We start from the raw sequence: 15291 nt of genomic DNA, 5'->3' as shown, positions 1-15291 counted from the left end.
TTATCTAGTCTCCTTTACTATAGATTTGATAGTTAAATCTCTTTTCTCAAAAATTTAAATATGTATAACAAAATTCGACATATACACAAATCCACCGATTGTGGATAAACTTTATAAAGTTATGGGAATAAACTTATCCACAGATTACTAACAACTGTGGATAAAGAAAAAGGGTGAAATATTTTTGAAAAAGTAAAACACAAATATCGTAACAAAAAATCATTGAGATTACAAGAAATTTAAGAGTTATCCACAATTATTTAATTATTAACAATTCAAGTTGTCCACAGCAGAATAATATGTGAAAAATATGTTCATAAGTGTTGTGGATAATTTTTAGTGAGATTTTTCTATGCACAAGACAAAAAATAGATTCTCTTCTAATTGTGGATAACTGCTTGTTACTAAATAGATAAGAGAGTTAATGAAAGTCATTGACAAAACCACTATAAGTTATATATAATATCGGAGACTGTCTTAAGAAGATTGAAGATGATCACTCAGGAGGTGTCATATAGATGAAACGTACATTCCAACCAAATACACGTAAACGTGCCAAAAATCACGGTTTCCGCGCACGTATGAGTACAAAAAACGGCCGTCGCGTAATAGCAGCCCGTCGTGCTAAAGGAAGAAAAGTATTATCAGCATAAGTCCACTGACCATTTCAGTGGTCTTTTTTTCTTTTAAAACGATTAGTTGGAGCTGGTGAGTAGATGAATAAGAAACAACGTATTAAAAAGAATGCAGAGTTCCAAACAATTTTTAAAAAGGGTAAATCCTTCGCGAATAGACAATTTGTAGTGTACTGCTTAAATAAAGAAGAAGATTATTATCGGGTTGGATTATCTGTCAGTAAAAAAGTAGGAAATGCAGTAGTCCGTAATCGTATTAAGCGATATATTAGACAAACCTTCCTTGAAATACATGATCAAGTTTTTCCAAACATGGACTATATTATTATCGCCAGAAATCCGGCGGCCAAGTTAGACTTTCATGAAACAAAAAAAAGTATGGAACATGTTTTGAAAGTAGCTAAAGTATTAAAGAAGAAAAGTTTGTAGTAACTTTTTATAGAAATGGTAAGATAATAAGAAGAGATATATAAGACTTATTAGGGGGAAGAAGGTTGAATAAACGTTTATCACTTGTACTATTATTAATAGTAACTACTGCCTTACTAGCAGGATGTACGGAATTTAATGAGCCAATCTATGATAATTCAGAAGGATTCTGGAATGAATACATCGTATGGCCATTAGTATCGTCTATAACTTATTTTAAAGAAATCTTAGGGACATATGGTTTGGGTATTATTGCGGTAACGATAATTATTCGTTTAGTATTGCTGCCATTAATGATTAAACAAACAAAAAGCTCTAAAAATATGCAAGAAGTCCAACCTGAATTAACAAAGTTAAAAGAAAAATATAGCTCAAAAGATGCTGTCACACAACAAAAGTATCAGCAAGAAATGATGGCACTCTTTAAAGAAAGAGGAATTAATCCTGCTGCTGGATGTTTACCCGTATTCATTCAAATGCCTATATTAATCGGTTTCTATCATGCAATTAGTCGTATGAATAATACACCCGAAATTAATCTTGGAGATTTTATAGGGTTTGCATTAGCAGAACCTAGTATTTTCCTAGCTATTCTAGCTGGTCTTATGCAATTAGTTGTTTTACGTACAGGTCCAGCTATGGATAACCCTCAAATGAAACTAATGATGTATATTATGCCATTTATGATTATGGGATTTGGTATCGTATTACCAGCTGCCTTGACTCTTTACTGGGTTATTGGAAATATTATTTCAATCATTCAAAATTTATTCATTTACAAACCTTGGAACAAACCAAAAACAGAACCTGTTAAAACGGGAGGACCAAAAAAATGAATCAGATTACACAAACTGCACCTACAAAAGAAGAAGCTATAACAGTTGCACTTGAAAAGCTTGGTGTTTCAAGAGATGACGTGTCAATTAAGGTAGTGGAAGCAGGTAAAAAAGGTTTTCTTGGATTTGGAACGAAGCCTGCAGTTGTTGAAGTAACTGTTTTGAATAAAGAGCAAGAAGTGATAGTAGAAAAAGTTCAAGAAAAAGAAAAAGTTAAAGAAGTAGCCGAACTAGGAAAGACAGTCGCAACAGAATCGGTTATAGAAGAAGAACCAATTAATATAGAAACAAATGAACAAGCAGTAGAAGAAACAAAAAACTATATTAATGAGATTGCAAAAGAAATGCATATTGATGACCTAGTTATAAATGAGAAAAGAGAAGGAAAGTTTATTCATCTTCACCTGAATAGCGAGAAGGCGGCTATCTTAATAGGGAAGCGTGGACAAACATTAAATGCTTTAGAAAACTTATCACAACTAGTTGCCAATAAGTTTTCTAATTCCTTTATCATTATTAAATTAGACGTTGGGAATTACCGCGAAAGAAGACAAGAGTCATTGGAGCAACTAGCAGAAAGAATGGCAGACAAAGCTATTCGGACTGGTAGCAAAGTTGAATTTGAACCGATGTCATCATTTGAGCGAAAAATAATTCATAATGCACTATCTGTGCGAATAGATATAGAAACCTATTCAGTCGGAACAGATCCAAATCGTTATCTAGTCATTGAACCAATTAAATAATCTTTCAACGGATTTCAGCTAAGTAATACACTGAAGTCCGTTTTTCTTGCTGTTTAACAAAAATTAGTGCATTAAAAATATGAGTAGTCTTTGGTCACAATAAAATAAATGAGTAGTACTCAATGAGAAAAACTAGAATAGTCTATTATTAATAGTAAAATTCAAAAAAATGATTTTTGTAATGCTAGGTATTTTTGTTCACATATGTAAAAGTATCTATACTTCTGATTTTGGTTGTTTTATGGTATTGTTATATGTTAGATAGTCGTGTTCGTTTTAGTTATACACATGTGGATAAGTGTGGATTTGTAAGGAGGTGGACAACTGTGGAATTTGATACAATAACTGCTATTTCGACTCCAATGGGGGAAGGTGCCATTGCAATAGTTAGACTTAGTGGATCTAGTGCAATAGCTATAGCAAATAAGATATTTCGTTCACCAAACGGAAAAGATTTATTTGACCAGGCATCTCATACCATTCATTACGGACATTTAGTTGACCCAAAAACGAATGAGGTTGTAGAAGAAGTCATGCTGTCCTTAATGAAAGGTCCAAAAACTTTTACAAGAGAAGATGTAATTGAGATAAACTGCCACGGAGGATTAGTTTCTGTTAATCGTGTTCTACAGTTAGTATTAATTAACGGTGCCCGACTTGCAGAACCCGGTGAGTTTACCAAACGTGCTTTTTTAAATGGAAGAATTGACTTGTCACAAGCAGAAGCAGTAATGGATTTAATAAGAGCAAAAACAGATAAAGCAATGAATGTTGCACTAGGTCAAATGGACGGTCGATTATCAAGACTTATTGCAACATTAAGGCAAGCACTTTTAGAAACTTTGGCGCAAGTAGAAGTAAATATAGATTATCCTGAGTATGATGATGTAGAAGAAATGACACTTCCACTGATGATCGAAAAGTGTACTTGGGTCAGCAAAGAAATTGAGAAATTACTTTTAACATCATCCCAAGGTAAAATTCTACGAGAAGGACTTTCTACTGCGATTATCGGTAGACCAAATGTAGGGAAGTCATCTCTATTAAATAGTTTAATACAAGAAAATAAAGCAATTGTGACGGATATAGCAGGAACAACGAGAGATATTATAGAAGAGTACGTTAATGTACGAGGTGTTCCATTAAAATTAGTTGATACTGCAGGTATTCGAGAAACAGAAGATATTGTAGAAAGAATTGGCGTAGAAAAATCTAGACAGGTACTAGCAGAAGCTGATCTTATATTGCTTGTATTGAATAGTGCTGAACAGTTAACGATGGAAGACCGAAGATTGTTAGAAACAATTAAAGGAATGGATTATATCGTTATTATCAATAAAACTGATTTACCAACAAAAATAGATATAAATGAAGTAAGAAATTTGTCTGGACATAAACGTATTGTTACTACTTCTTTACTAAAAGAAGAAGGCGTGGATGAATTGGAAGAAGCGATTGCCTCATTATTTTTTGAGGGTACAATCGAGGCTTCTGATCTGACGTATGTTTCAAATGCTCGTCATATATCTTTATTGACGTTAGCAAAATCTACTATTACAGATGCATTAGAAGCAGCACAGAGTGATGTGCCTGTGGATATGATACAAATAGATGTAACTAGAACGTGGGAAATATTAGGTGAAATAACAGGAGATACAGTAGAAGAAAGTTTGATTGATCAACTATTTTCACAATTTTGTTTAGGAAAATAAAAAACGAGAGGAAGTTACGAACATGCCGAAGTTTGAAGCGGGCAAGTTCGATGTGATTGTTGTTGGAGCGGGACATGCGGGCGTTGAAGCAGCATTAGCAGCTGCTAAAATGGGAGCAAATACCTTAGTTCTAACAATTAATCTTGATATGATTGCATTTATGCCTTGTAATCCATCGATCGGAGGACCTGCAAAAGGAATTGTTGTGCGAGAAATAGATGCACTTGGCGGGGCCATGGGAAAAGTTATAGACAAAACACATATTCAAATGAGAATGTTGAACACAGGAAAAGGACCTGCTGTTCGGGCACTACGTGCGCAAGCAGATAAAGTATTATACCAACATGAGATGAAACGTCTTTTAGAGGAACAAGAAAACCTAACTATTCATCAAGCTGTAGTAGAAGACTTAATAGTAGAAGACGATAAAATTGTAGGACTTGAAACGCAGGTTGGAGCAATTTATCGTGCAGAAACAGTCGTAATAACGACTGGAACATTCCTACGTGGTGAAATTATTATTGGGGATTTGAAATATTCAAGTGGACCAAATAATCAGCAACCTTCCATAAAATTAGCAGACAGTATCCGTGCTCTAGGATTTGATCTAGTTCGCTTTAAAACAGGAACTCCACCACGTGTAAACAGTAAAACAATTGATTATAGCAAAACAGAAATCCAACCTGGAGATGATGTTCCAAGAGCATTCAGCTTTGAAACAACAGAATTCATTATGGATCAATTACCTTGCTGGTTAACTTATACAAGTGAAACAACACATCAAATTATTAATGATAATCTACATTTATCACCGATGTATTCTGGTATGATTAAAGGAACTGGACCAAGATATTGTCCTTCAATTGAAGACAAAGTAGTCCGTTTTAATGACAAGCCACGTCATCAGATTTTCTTAGAACCAGAGGGAAGAAATACACGTGAGGTTTATGTTCAAGGATTATCTACAAGTCTTCCAGAGCATGTACAACGTCAGCTTCTAACATCTATTCCAGGACTTGAAAATGCAGAAATGATGCGTGCCGGATACGCAATTGAGTATGATGCAATGGTACCGACACAATTATGGCCAACATTAGAAACTAAAAGAGTAAAAAATTTATATACAGCAGGTCAAATCAATGGGACTTCTGGATATGAAGAAGCAGCAGGACAAGGCTTGATGGCAGGAATAAATGCAGGTTTACGAGCACTAAAGAAAGAAGAAAAAGTGTTAAGTAGATCGGATGCATATATTGGTGTATTAATTGATGACTTAGTAACGAAAGGGACGAATGAACCTTATCGTCTACTTACATCGCGTGCAGAATATCGGTTATTACTTCGTCACGATAATGCGGACTTAAGATTATTAGAAGTTGGGTATGAAATTGGTTTAGTTCCAGAAACACGTTATAATAAATTCTTAGAGAAAAAGAAAAGAATAGAAGATGAGTTAGCTCGGTTACGTTTGATAATGATAAAACCAAATGAAATAACGCAAGCTTTAATACGAAGTGTGGATGGTAGCGAATTGAAAGATGGAATTCGTGCTGCCGACCTATTAAAACGTACTGAAATGAATTATGATTTAGTAGCCCAATTATCACCTTCTGATGTAGAATTATCTTTAGAAGAAAAAGAACAGGTAGAGATACAAGTTAAGTATGAAGGGTATATTGAAAAATCTCTTCAGCAAGTAGAAAAACTTAAAAAAATGGAAGACAAAAAAATTCCTGAAAATATTGATTACGATGCTATCAATGGTATTGCTACAGAAGCAAAACAAAAACTAATGCAAGTCCGTCCATTATCGATTGCCCAAGCATCTCGTATTTCAGGAGTAAATCCAGCTGACATTTCTATTCTTCTTATATATATTGAACAAGGAAAAATAGCCAAAATCAGTGGATAGTCTAAAATGATGAGGAGAACTACATGAACGAAGAACAATTTGTACAAGCCCTTCATAAAAAAGGAATAGAACTGAGTAGTAAACAAGTAGAACAATTTAAAATATATTTTAAGCTACTAGTGGAGTGGAATGAAAAGATGAATTTAACAGCAATAACTGACGAAGCATCAGTTTATTTAAAACATTTCTTCGATTCCATTAGTGCTTCTTTTTATGAAGATTTCACAGGAAAGTACTCTGTTTGTGACGTTGGAGCAGGTGCAGGATTTCCTAGTATTCCTTTAAAAATTTGTTTTCCTAATTTAAGTGTCACAATAGTAGACTCATTAAATAAAAGAATTCAGTTTTTAACCCATCTAAGTCAGGAACTTGGGTTGACAAATGTTCATTTTGTTCATTCTCGCGCAGAGGACTTTGGACAAAACAAGGAATATAGAGAAAATTATGATATTGTAACTGCAAGAGCTGTCGCAAGACTTTCAGTTTTATCCGAACTTTGTCTTCCTTTAGTAAAAGTTGGAGGGAAGTTTATAGCAATGAAAGCAGCTAGCGCTTCTGAAGAACTAAAAGATGCTTCTAAAGCGTTATCCGTTTTAGGTGCAGAAAAAACTGCAGATTATTCATTTCTGTTACCAATAGAAAAAAGTGAAAGAACGTTGTATGTCTTTTCTAAAACTAAAAGCACACCGAAAAGATACCCTCGAAAACCAGGTATTCCAAACAAAACACCAATTATTTAATGAGGAACGTTCCACGTGAAACATTTAATGTATAATTACTTTAATCGTGAATATTTTGTGTATAGAGTTTCGAAAAGGTGGTGCGAGTAAGATGAAAAGTCCGTTTTCACGTTTTTTTGGTAGTTCTGAAAAACAAGGGCAGGAAGAAATGATAGAGCCAAGACAAACCCATTTAGAAGAAGTTTTAAATATTTCAATTGATAAAATAGTACCTAACAGATACCAACCGAGAACTGTTTTTGATGATGATAAAATAGAAGAACTAGCAAGGACCATTCATACTCACGGAGTGATTCAACCAATCATTATACGTAAGATGGATGAGGATGAAAAGTACGAAATAATTGCTGGAGAACGTCGCTTTAGAGCAATGACTAAGTTAAAATGGGCAGAGGTTCCAGCAATAATCCGTAATTTAAGTGATAAAGAAACTGCTTCTATTGCATTAATAGAAAACTTACAGCGTGAGGAACTAACAGCAATAGAAGAAGCAGTAGCTTATCAAAAATTATTGAAATTGCATGATTTAACTCAAGAAGCATTAGCGCAACGTCTAGGTAAGGGACAATCTACAGTCGCAAACAAACTGAGATTATTAAAGTTACCTCAAGAAGTTCAAGAATCTATTATGAAAAAAGAACTTTCGGAAAGACATGCTCGTGCCTTAATGGCTGTTAAAGAAAAAGAGACGCAACTAGAACTGATGAACATGTCTATTGAAAAACATTGGAATGTGAAGCAGTTAGAAGAAAAGGTTAATGAAATTATTAACCCACCAGTAAAAAGTGGTAAAAAGGATAAATCAAAAAGAAAATTAGTAAGTAAAGATGTCCGTATTGCATTAAATACGATTAAACAATCTCTCTCAATGGTAACTAAAAGTGGTATTGACATTAAAACTGAAGAAGAAGATACAGAAGAGTTTTATCAAATTACGGTAAAAATACCTAAAAAGAAATCATAATATACTATCTTATTTCAACTCTCGCAACTAATTTGCGAGAGTTTTTCTTTTGTAACAAGAATAACACCCATTTTTCATTCAAAATTTGATAGAATGTAATAGTGGCCATTAATATAGCTAGAAAGTAGGTGCAAGTGTGGGAAGAATTATAGCAATTGCCAATCAAAAAGGTGGGGTAGGGAAGACAACTACATCTGTGAATTTAAGTGCCTGCCTTGCATACTTGGGGAAAAAAGTATTACTAGTTGATATAGATCCACAAGGAAATGCTTCCAGTGGAGTAGGAGTCAATAAAGGTGAGGTTCAGCAATGTATTTATGATGTACTCATTGATGATGTTAGTGTTAAAGAAACCATCCTAGAAACAAAAGTTGAGAATTTACATATAGTTCCCGCTACTATTTCTTTGGCTGGTGCAGAAATAGAATTAGTATCTACCATTTCCAGAGAAGTTCGATTAAAAAGAGCATTACAGGAAGTACAAGGCCTTTATGATTATATTGTTATAGATTGTCCACCATCTCTAGGGTTATTGACGATTAATTCATTAACTGCTTCTGATGCAATTATTATTCCAGTACAATGTGAGTTTTACGCTTTAGAAGGTTTAAGTCAATTGTTAAGTACAATACGTTTAGTTCAAAAGCATTTAAATAAGAACCTCGCTATCGACGGAGTGTTACTTACAATGTTCGATGCTCGGACAAATTTAGGGATTCAGGTAATTGAAGAAGTAAAAAAATACTTTCAAGATAAAGTGTATAAAACAATTATTCCTAGAAATGTACGGCTAAGTGAGGCACCAAGTCACGGGGAACCAATTATCATTTATGATCCGAAGTCTAGAGGAGCAGAAGTATATTTAGAACTAGCGAAGGAAGTGATCCGTAATGGCTAAAGGATTAGGAAAGGGTATCAATGCACTTTTCCCTGGGGAAGATTTAGACCAATTAGAGCAAGTCGAACAAATCCTCATAAGCGATATTAAACCAAATCCATTTCAACCTCGTAAAATATTTGATGAAGAAGCTATGAAGGAACTTTCCGAATCTATTAAAGAGCATGGTGTTCTGCAACCAATTATTTTAAGGAAAAAAGGTTCGAGATTTGAGATTGTAGTTGGAGAAAGAAGATTTAGAGCATCTCAGTTAGCAAACTTAGAAATAATTCCTGCTGTTATAAGAGAACTTAATGATCAGCAGATGATGGAGCTTGCGATTCTTGAAAATCTTCAAAGAGAAGATTTAACAGCAATTGAAGAGGCAGAGGCATATCAAAATTTAATAGAACATTTAAACTTAACTCAAGAGCAACTTGCTTTTAGATTAGGAAAAAGTAGACCGCATATAGCAAACCATATTCGTTTACTATCTTTACCTCAAGTTGTCAGAGATGCAATCTCCGATGGGACTTTATCGATGGGTCACGGGAAAGCACTTCTTGGGTTAAAGAAGAAAAAGACTATACCGTTAATTATGCAAAAGTCAATTAAGGAAAATTTAAATGTTAGACAACTAGAATCTTTAGTTCAACGTTTAAATGAAGATGTTCCACGTGAAACAAAAAAAGTCCAAAAGGACATTTTTACTAAAGAAAAAGAATCAGAGTTAAGAGAAATATTCGGTACTCCTGTTTCGATTATTAAAAACAAGGATAAAGGTAAAATTGAAATTGAGTTTTATTCAAATGATGATTTAGAAAGGATATTACAGTTATTAGAAGATTAAGAACCTATTCCTTAGGCATGCCTAGGAATAGGTTATATTTTTATTACTGGAATGAGGCATGGTGATGGTTTTATTAGGGACATTAGTAAATGCTATCTTAATAGTAGCGGGTGCATTAATTGGTAGATTATTAAAAGGAATCCCTGAAAATATGAAGCAAACCGTTATGAACGCAATAGGGATAGCAGTTGCTTTACTAGGTATCCAGATGGGATTAGAAAGTGATAATTTTGGGTTGATTATAATTTGTATTGTTTTTGGTGGTGTAATAGGTGAATGGATTGATTTGGATAAATGGTTGAATCAATTTGCTCAATACTTGGAGACTAAAATGGGCTCTAAAAAACAAGGGGGAGGTATAGCGCAAGGATTTGTTGCAGGTACCTTAATATTTGTAATAGGAGCAATGGGAGTATTAGGAGCTCTGAACAGTGGTTTACAAAATGACCATGAACTATTAATCAGTAAAGGGATAATTGATGGATTTACGTCTATTGTACTATCAGCAACTCTAGGAATAGGCGTTCTTTTCTCTGCAATTCCTGTAGCTATTTATCAAGGAGCAATAGCTTTGTTTGCTACTCAAATTACAAAAATAATACCAGAAGCTGCACTTGAATTGTTTCTTCAAGAAATGACAGCAACTGGCGGTATTATGATTATTGCTATTGGTCTTAATCTATTAGGTATAACAAAAGTAAGAGTTGCAAATCTACTGCCAAGTCTAGTTATTGTTGGTATTGCTGTTGCTATTATTTATAACTTTTAAATTATATCGATGCCAAGCTAAAAGTAGTGCACGAGAGATGACTCTTCCCATTTCGTAAGTTAGATGAAGTCGAGTACTTTGAAGAACATTATATTCCATAAAACCTCCGATATTTACGATTGCTTTAATAGAGACTTCACCGATTGGTGGCAATTCTTTTTTCACCGCTTTTCCAGGATATAAAGGTCCAGGGTGAACGATAATCTGTCCAATATTATTCACGTTCCCTAAGCAAGCATCTATAGCTATAATATAAGGGGATTTAGGTGAACTGCGGATGGTTTCCGTGATTTCTTCAATATTTAGCGCATGTAAGGGATTGTCCAATGTACCAACAATTTCAAATGGAAATGATTTAAGTTGTGATAAGAAAGAACCTGTCATTGGTCCAAGTGCATCCCCAGTAGAGCGGTCAGTACCAATACAGCAAAAAACTAGATTTGGATGGTCAAATGGAATTTGTTCTATAAAGTAGTTGCTTAATCGCCAAATTGCACCTGTTTCCTTATAATAAATTGTAGAAGGTTCGGTAATAGTAGTAGCAGAAGAGTTCATATAATTACTCACTTTCTTTTTAAGCTAGTATATGCATCTAGGAAATTATTTATTCAAATGAGGTGAAATAACTAGTATGGAAGCAAAAATTCAAAGTTTGAAGGATTATTTACTTAAAGAAGAGACTTGGGGGCAACTTGGGTTAATTTTTATTGAAATAGTGCTCATCTTATTAGTATCTGCTGTTGCGGTAAGAGTTGGGAAACGCATAATCCAAAAGTTTTTTTTGGTTAGGCAGAGGAGCCCCTTAGGCTATTCAGAACGTAGGCAAAATACATTGATGAAACTTCTTCAAAATGTTTTAACTTATGTTGTGTATTTTAGTGCTATTATAGCTATTTTGACTACTTTTGGTATAAAAGTAGCTGGATTGCTTGCTGGTGCAGGTATTGTTGGTCTAGCAGTTGGTTTTGGTGCTCAAAGTTTAGTGAAAGATGTCATTACAGGATTTTTTATAATATTTGAAGATCAATTTGCGGTGGGAGATCAAGTACAGATAGGGACAGCTAATGGAATTGTACAGGAAATAGGTTTACGTACAACAAAATTGAAAAGTTATACAGGGGAACTTCACATAATTCCAAATGGCAGCATATTGGTCGTTATAAACTATTCAATTTATAACTCCTTGGCGTTAATAGATATTAGCGTTACACCTGATAATGATATTCTATCAATGGAAAAAAACATTGAGGAGTTTCTGAAAGAGTTACCAAACAAATATGAGGAGCTTGTTAAAAAACCTAGTTACCTTGGAATACAGAGTTTTAATGCCTCCGAAATAGTAGTACGCTTTACCGCCGAGACTGTACCTACAAAACAGAACAGTGTTGCTAGAAAAATTAGAAGAGATTTAGTGGAGTTTCTTGAACAAAAAGGTATTAAAATCTCATAATTCCAGTGATTGTTTACTAAAGAAAAATAAGTAGGTGATAAAGTGGAAAAGAAACAATTTCAACTAAACGATATAGTAGAAATGAAGAAACAACATCCATGTGGTACGAATGCTTGGAAAATCATACGAATGGGTGCTGATATTCGTATAAAATGCGAAGGCTGTCAACATAGTGTAATGATACCAAGAAAAGAGTTTGAAAAGAAGATGAAAAGGCTGATTGTGCAAGCTGATGCTGAGTAATGATAGACTTTTATCGCTAAAATCAATATAATGAACAAGTTGTATATAAAGTTTATGGTTTAAAATAATGAAGGGTTGTGACATATATGGCGTTAACTGCTGGAATAGTAGGATTACCAAACGTAGGAAAGTCTACATTGTTTAATGCAATAACAAAGGCTGGAGCACTTGCAGCAAACTATCCATTTGCTACTATCGATCCCAACGTAGGGGTAGTTGAAGTACCCGATGCACGTTTAGATAAATTAACAGAATTAGTAGTGCCAAAGAAAACAGTTCCTACTGCATTTGAATTTACAGATATAGCAGGAATTGTAGAAGGTGCAAGTAAAGGGGAAGGACTTGGGAACAAGTTCCTTGCACATATCCGTGAAGTAGATGCAATCTGCCAGGTTGTACGTTGTTTCGAAGATGAAAATATTACACATGTATCTGGAAAAGTGGATCCAATCTCTGATATTGAAGTGATTAACCTAGAGTTGATATTAGCAGATTTAGAAAGCGTTGATAAACGCTTAGCTCGTGTAACTAAAATGGTAAAACAAAGAGACAAAGAGGCGCTAGCAGAAGAACCAGTTCTTACTCGCTTAAAAGAGGCTTTTGAAGCAGGAATATCTGGTCGTTCAGTTGAATTTACAGAAGAAGAGCAACGCGTAGTAAAAGGTTTTCATTTGCTGACAACAAAACCAATGCTCTACGTTGCAAACGTTTCTGAAGATGATATTATGGCAGAGGGTGAAAATGAATACGTACAAAAAGTGCGTGCATTTGCTGCCGAAGAAGGCGCACAGGTAATACTAATATGTGCAAAAATTGAAGAAGAGATGGCAGCACTAGAAGATGAGGAGAAAACAATGTTCCTAGAAGAATTAGGAATAAAAGAATCAGGCTTAGATCAGTTAATCAAAGCTTCTTACTCATTAATAGGTTTGGCAACTTATTTCACAGCTGGTGTACAAGAAGTTCGAGCTTGGACATTCCTTAAAGGGATGAAAGCACCTCAATGTGCAGGGGTTATTCACTCTGACTTTGAAAAAGGATTTATCCGTGCGGAAACAGTAGCTTATGATGATTTAGTTGAAACTGGATCAATGGCTGCTGCAAAAGAAGCTGGAAAGGTTCGTTTAGAAGGTAAGGAATATATTGTACAAGACGGAGACGTAATGTTGTTCCGCTTTAACGTATAAAAATAAAAGTATTTACAATATATGTTCTGAATATGTAAAAAAGGATTAGTGAGAAATCACTGATCCTTTTTTTGAAAGATAAGAAAGTTTATAAGAAGTACCGTGAACATTTGGTTCATAAGACTTTAAAGAATGAATATCGTATAATTTCAGTTATATAATTCTCGTTTATTTAGATGATCCAGCTTCCAATTATCTATTTATGTACATGGTTGATTGGAACGGCTGAAGCTGTGCCCACGGAATGCTTCCATCCTTCGTAACAGTCAACGGCATATCTACGTCTCTGTTTTTAGAGGACCGGGCGTCTTTTTGGCCGGTTTTTCTTAATTGAATAAAGTTAATTTTTTTTCAATACATATAACCTAGGCTTCACTGGATCATCTTTGATCAATAAGTCGTTTGGATATTTTCTGAGTTCTTTATACATAGCAAAGTCCCCCGCAGCACCAGCAATTAGCCAAGCACCTAATAGAACCAGCATAAGAGAACCCAACCAAAAGCCCATAATCATTGGTAAAACACCGGTAATCCAGAAAGGAAGTAATAATGCTTTTTTCATGGCACCGTTTTGTAAGGGAATAGTAGTAGTTGCATAGGCTACACCCATTTGAATATTAACCCCATAATCCATACTACTCCAAGGAGCTCTACCAAAGACCCAAAACCCAACAAGGTGAAAGCATTCGTGTAAAACGATTAATACTATATAACCGATAAAAAACCAAAGGAAGTCCCAAAATGAGAAAGTTATTTCTGTAACATTAGATAACCAAGGAAATAGAAGTATTCCTATTATAGATAGACCTACAGTTAATCCAATACTTTCCCATGCTACCTTTTTTAGATCAATATCGATTACAACTAACGTTTCTTCATTATTTTCCATATAATCCTCCTATTTAAAATAAATATACATGAATGAGTAAAATAATGACAATCTTCCTTGATACGTTTGAGAAACTATGTTACAATTCATTGATGTGAGTAATAGAATTACTTGCTCCTTGTCGGCTTTTCATAGTCGGCCAAAGACCATAGGGAGGTGTAAATAGATGAGAAAGTACGAATTAATGTACATTATTCAACCAGCAATTGAAGAAGATGCAAAGAAAGCTTTAGTAGAGCGTTTCCAAGAAATCTTAACTTCAAATGGTGCAGAAATCATCGAAGCAAAAGAGTGGGGTAAACGCCGCTTAGCTTATGAAATCAATGACTTGCGTGAAGGTTTCTACCAAATCGTTAAAGTAAATGCTGATTCAAAAGCAATCGATGAGTATACACGTTTAGCTAACATCAATGAAGACATTATCCGTCACATTGCTGTTCGTATCGACGATATTAAAGTTAAAGCAAAAAAATAAAATTGACTAAAAAAGCTGATCGAGGGAGGTTGTTTACTGATGATTAACCGTGTCGTTTTAGTTGGAAGACTAACAAAAGATCCGGAACTTCGCTACACACCAAGTGGTGTTGCAATGGCAAGATTTACACTAGCTGTAAATCGTACATTCTCCAACCAATCGGGTGAAAGAGAAGCTGATTTTATCAACTGTGTCGTTTGGAGAAAGCAAGCTGAAAACACAGCGAACTTCCTAAAAAAAGGAAGTTTAGCTGGAGTCGAAGGTCGCATTCAAACGGGTAGTTATGAAGGACAAGATGGAAAACGTGTTTATACGACAGACGTTGTTGCAGACAGCGTTCAGTTCTTAGAACCACGTAATAGCTCTGGAGAACGTAACCAAGGTGGACAATCACCTGGCGGTAACGGACAGCAGCAATTTTCAACACCTTCATATCAGCAAAACCAACCAATGAATCAGCAAAACTATACACGTGTAGATGAGGATCCTTTTTCTAATAGTAGTGGGCCAATCGAAGTATCGGATGACGATTTACCATTCTAAAAAGCATCACTTAGCATGTTTACTTTAATCGAAA

18 protein-coding genes are annotated in these 15291 nt (G+C 34.7%); 16 read left to right on the top strand and 2 right to left on the bottom strand.

The features are described from left to right. Window positions 1–518: 518 nt before the first annotated feature. From rpmH to MKY60_RS21005, 11 genes are all read left to right on the top strand, one after another. Window positions 519–653 carry a 50S ribosomal protein L34 gene (rpmH, locus tag MKY60_RS21055; RefSeq protein WP_090567297.1) on the top strand — a complete coding sequence of 45 codons (135 nt, stop codon included), beginning with the start codon at window positions 519–521 and terminating at the stop codon, window positions 651–653. A 63-nt stretch (window positions 654–716) separates the two neighbouring features. Then, the gene (gene rnpA, locus MKY60_RS21050) at window positions 717–1064 is read left to right on the top strand and encodes a ribonuclease P protein component (protein WP_090567300.1); all 348 of its coding nucleotides are present in this window, start codon (window positions 717–719) and stop codon (window positions 1062–1064) included. A 65-nt stretch (window positions 1065–1129) separates the two neighbouring features. Then, on the top strand, window positions 1130–1900 hold the full coding sequence (gene yidC / locus MKY60_RS21045) for a membrane protein insertase YidC (protein WP_090567303.1): 771 nt from the start codon (window positions 1130–1132) through the stop codon (window positions 1898–1900). Further along, window positions 1897–2646: an RNA-binding cell elongation regulator Jag/EloR gene (jag, locus tag MKY60_RS21040; RefSeq protein WP_093495575.1), complete on the top strand. Its 750-nt coding sequence runs from the start codon at window positions 1897–1899 to the stop codon at window positions 2644–2646. Before yidC ends, jag begins: the two co-directional genes overlap by 4 nt. Before the next feature lie 326 nt (window positions 2647–2972). Continuing rightward, a complete protein-coding gene (gene mnmE / locus MKY60_RS21035) occupies window positions 2973–4358 on the top strand; it encodes a tRNA uridine-5-carboxymethylaminomethyl(34) synthesis GTPase MnmE (RefSeq protein ID WP_093495574.1) in 1386 nt (461 codons plus the stop codon). A gap of 22 nt (window positions 4359–4380) precedes the next feature. Further along, a complete protein-coding gene (gene mnmG / locus MKY60_RS21030) occupies window positions 4381–6270 on the top strand; it encodes a tRNA uridine-5-carboxymethylaminomethyl(34) synthesis enzyme MnmG (RefSeq protein ID WP_093495573.1) in 1890 nt (629 codons plus the stop codon). Between the two features lie 23 nt (window positions 6271–6293). Continuing rightward, complete coding sequence (rsmG, locus tag MKY60_RS21025) at window positions 6294–7010, top strand: 16S rRNA (guanine(527)-N(7))-methyltransferase RsmG (RefSeq protein WP_093495572.1); 717 nt, start codon at window positions 6294–6296, stop codon at window positions 7008–7010. Between the two features lie 91 nt (window positions 7011–7101). Continuing rightward, window positions 7102–7974 carry a nucleoid occlusion protein gene (noc, locus tag MKY60_RS21020; protein ID WP_090567318.1) on the top strand — a complete coding sequence of 291 codons (873 nt, stop codon included), beginning with the start codon at window positions 7102–7104 and terminating at the stop codon, window positions 7972–7974. 136 nt (window positions 7975–8110) lie between these two features. Next, a complete protein-coding gene (locus tag MKY60_RS21015; protein ID WP_090567320.1) occupies window positions 8111–8872 on the top strand; it encodes a ParA family protein in 762 nt (253 codons plus the stop codon). Next, the gene (locus MKY60_RS21010; protein WP_340931046.1) at window positions 8865–9701 is read left to right on the top strand and encodes a ParB/RepB/Spo0J family partition protein; all 837 of its coding nucleotides are present in this window, start codon (window positions 8865–8867) and stop codon (window positions 9699–9701) included. The genes MKY60_RS21015 and MKY60_RS21010 overlap by 8 nt, the downstream gene beginning before the upstream one ends. 64 nt (window positions 9702–9765) lie before the next feature. Beyond that, the gene (locus MKY60_RS21005) at window positions 9766–10470 is read left to right on the top strand and encodes a DUF554 domain-containing protein (protein ID WP_340931045.1); all 705 of its coding nucleotides are present in this window, start codon (window positions 9766–9768) and stop codon (window positions 10468–10470) included. Here the strand turns inward: MKY60_RS21005 and yyaC are convergent. Then, window positions 10426–11025 (bottom strand): spore protease YyaC, encoded by a 600-nt coding sequence (gene yyaC, locus MKY60_RS21000; RefSeq protein WP_090567330.1) that lies wholly within the window; start codon window positions 11023–11025, stop codon window positions 10426–10428. The two genes, MKY60_RS21005 and yyaC, sit on opposite strands and share 45 nt — an antisense overlap. A 76-nt stretch (window positions 11026–11101) precedes the next feature. On the opposite strand from yyaC, the gene MKY60_RS20995 reads away from it, so the two are divergent. The 3 genes from MKY60_RS20995 (at window position 11102) to ychF (ending at window position 13350) form a co-directional block, all read left to right on the top strand. Continuing rightward, window positions 11102–11920, top strand: a complete 819-nt coding sequence (locus MKY60_RS20995; protein WP_340931044.1) for a mechanosensitive ion channel family protein — start codon at window positions 11102–11104, stop codon at window positions 11918–11920. A gap of 42 nt (window positions 11921–11962) precedes the next feature. Continuing rightward, a complete protein-coding gene (locus tag MKY60_RS20990) occupies window positions 11963–12163 on the top strand; it encodes a DUF951 domain-containing protein (RefSeq protein ID WP_090567336.1) in 201 nt (66 codons plus the stop codon). Window positions 12164–12249: 86 nt separating this feature from the next. After that, complete coding sequence (gene ychF, locus MKY60_RS20985; protein WP_340931043.1) at window positions 12250–13350, top strand: redox-regulated ATPase YchF; 1101 nt, start codon at window positions 12250–12252, stop codon at window positions 13348–13350. 340 nt (window positions 13351–13690) lie between these two features. Here the strand turns inward: ychF and MKY60_RS20980 are convergent, their stop codons facing one another. Then, a complete protein-coding gene (locus tag MKY60_RS20980; RefSeq protein WP_340880763.1) occupies window positions 13691–14239 on the bottom strand; it encodes a DUF3267 domain-containing protein in 549 nt (182 codons plus the stop codon). 166 nt (window positions 14240–14405) lie between these two features. Between MKY60_RS20980 and rpsF the strand changes: the two genes are divergently transcribed. Together rpsF and ssb are read left to right on the top strand one after the other, a co-directional pair. Further along, the gene (rpsF, locus tag MKY60_RS20975; protein ID WP_090567343.1) at window positions 14406–14714 is read left to right on the top strand and encodes a 30S ribosomal protein S6; all 309 of its coding nucleotides are present in this window, start codon (window positions 14406–14408) and stop codon (window positions 14712–14714) included. Between the two features lie 39 nt (window positions 14715–14753). Further along, on the top strand, window positions 14754–15257 hold the full coding sequence (gene ssb / locus MKY60_RS20970) for a single-stranded DNA-binding protein (RefSeq protein ID WP_093495566.1): 504 nt from the start codon (window positions 14754–14756) through the stop codon (window positions 15255–15257). The last annotated feature ends 34 nt before the right edge of the window (window positions 15258–15291 follow it).

This window comes from Psychrobacillus sp. FSL K6-1415 (assembly GCF_038003185.1).
GTDB lineage: Bacteria > Bacillota > Bacilli > Bacillales_A > Planococcaceae > Psychrobacillus > Psychrobacillus psychrodurans.
Note: the sequence above shows the minus strand (reverse complement) of the source record. Positions and strands in the feature narration are given on the sequence as shown.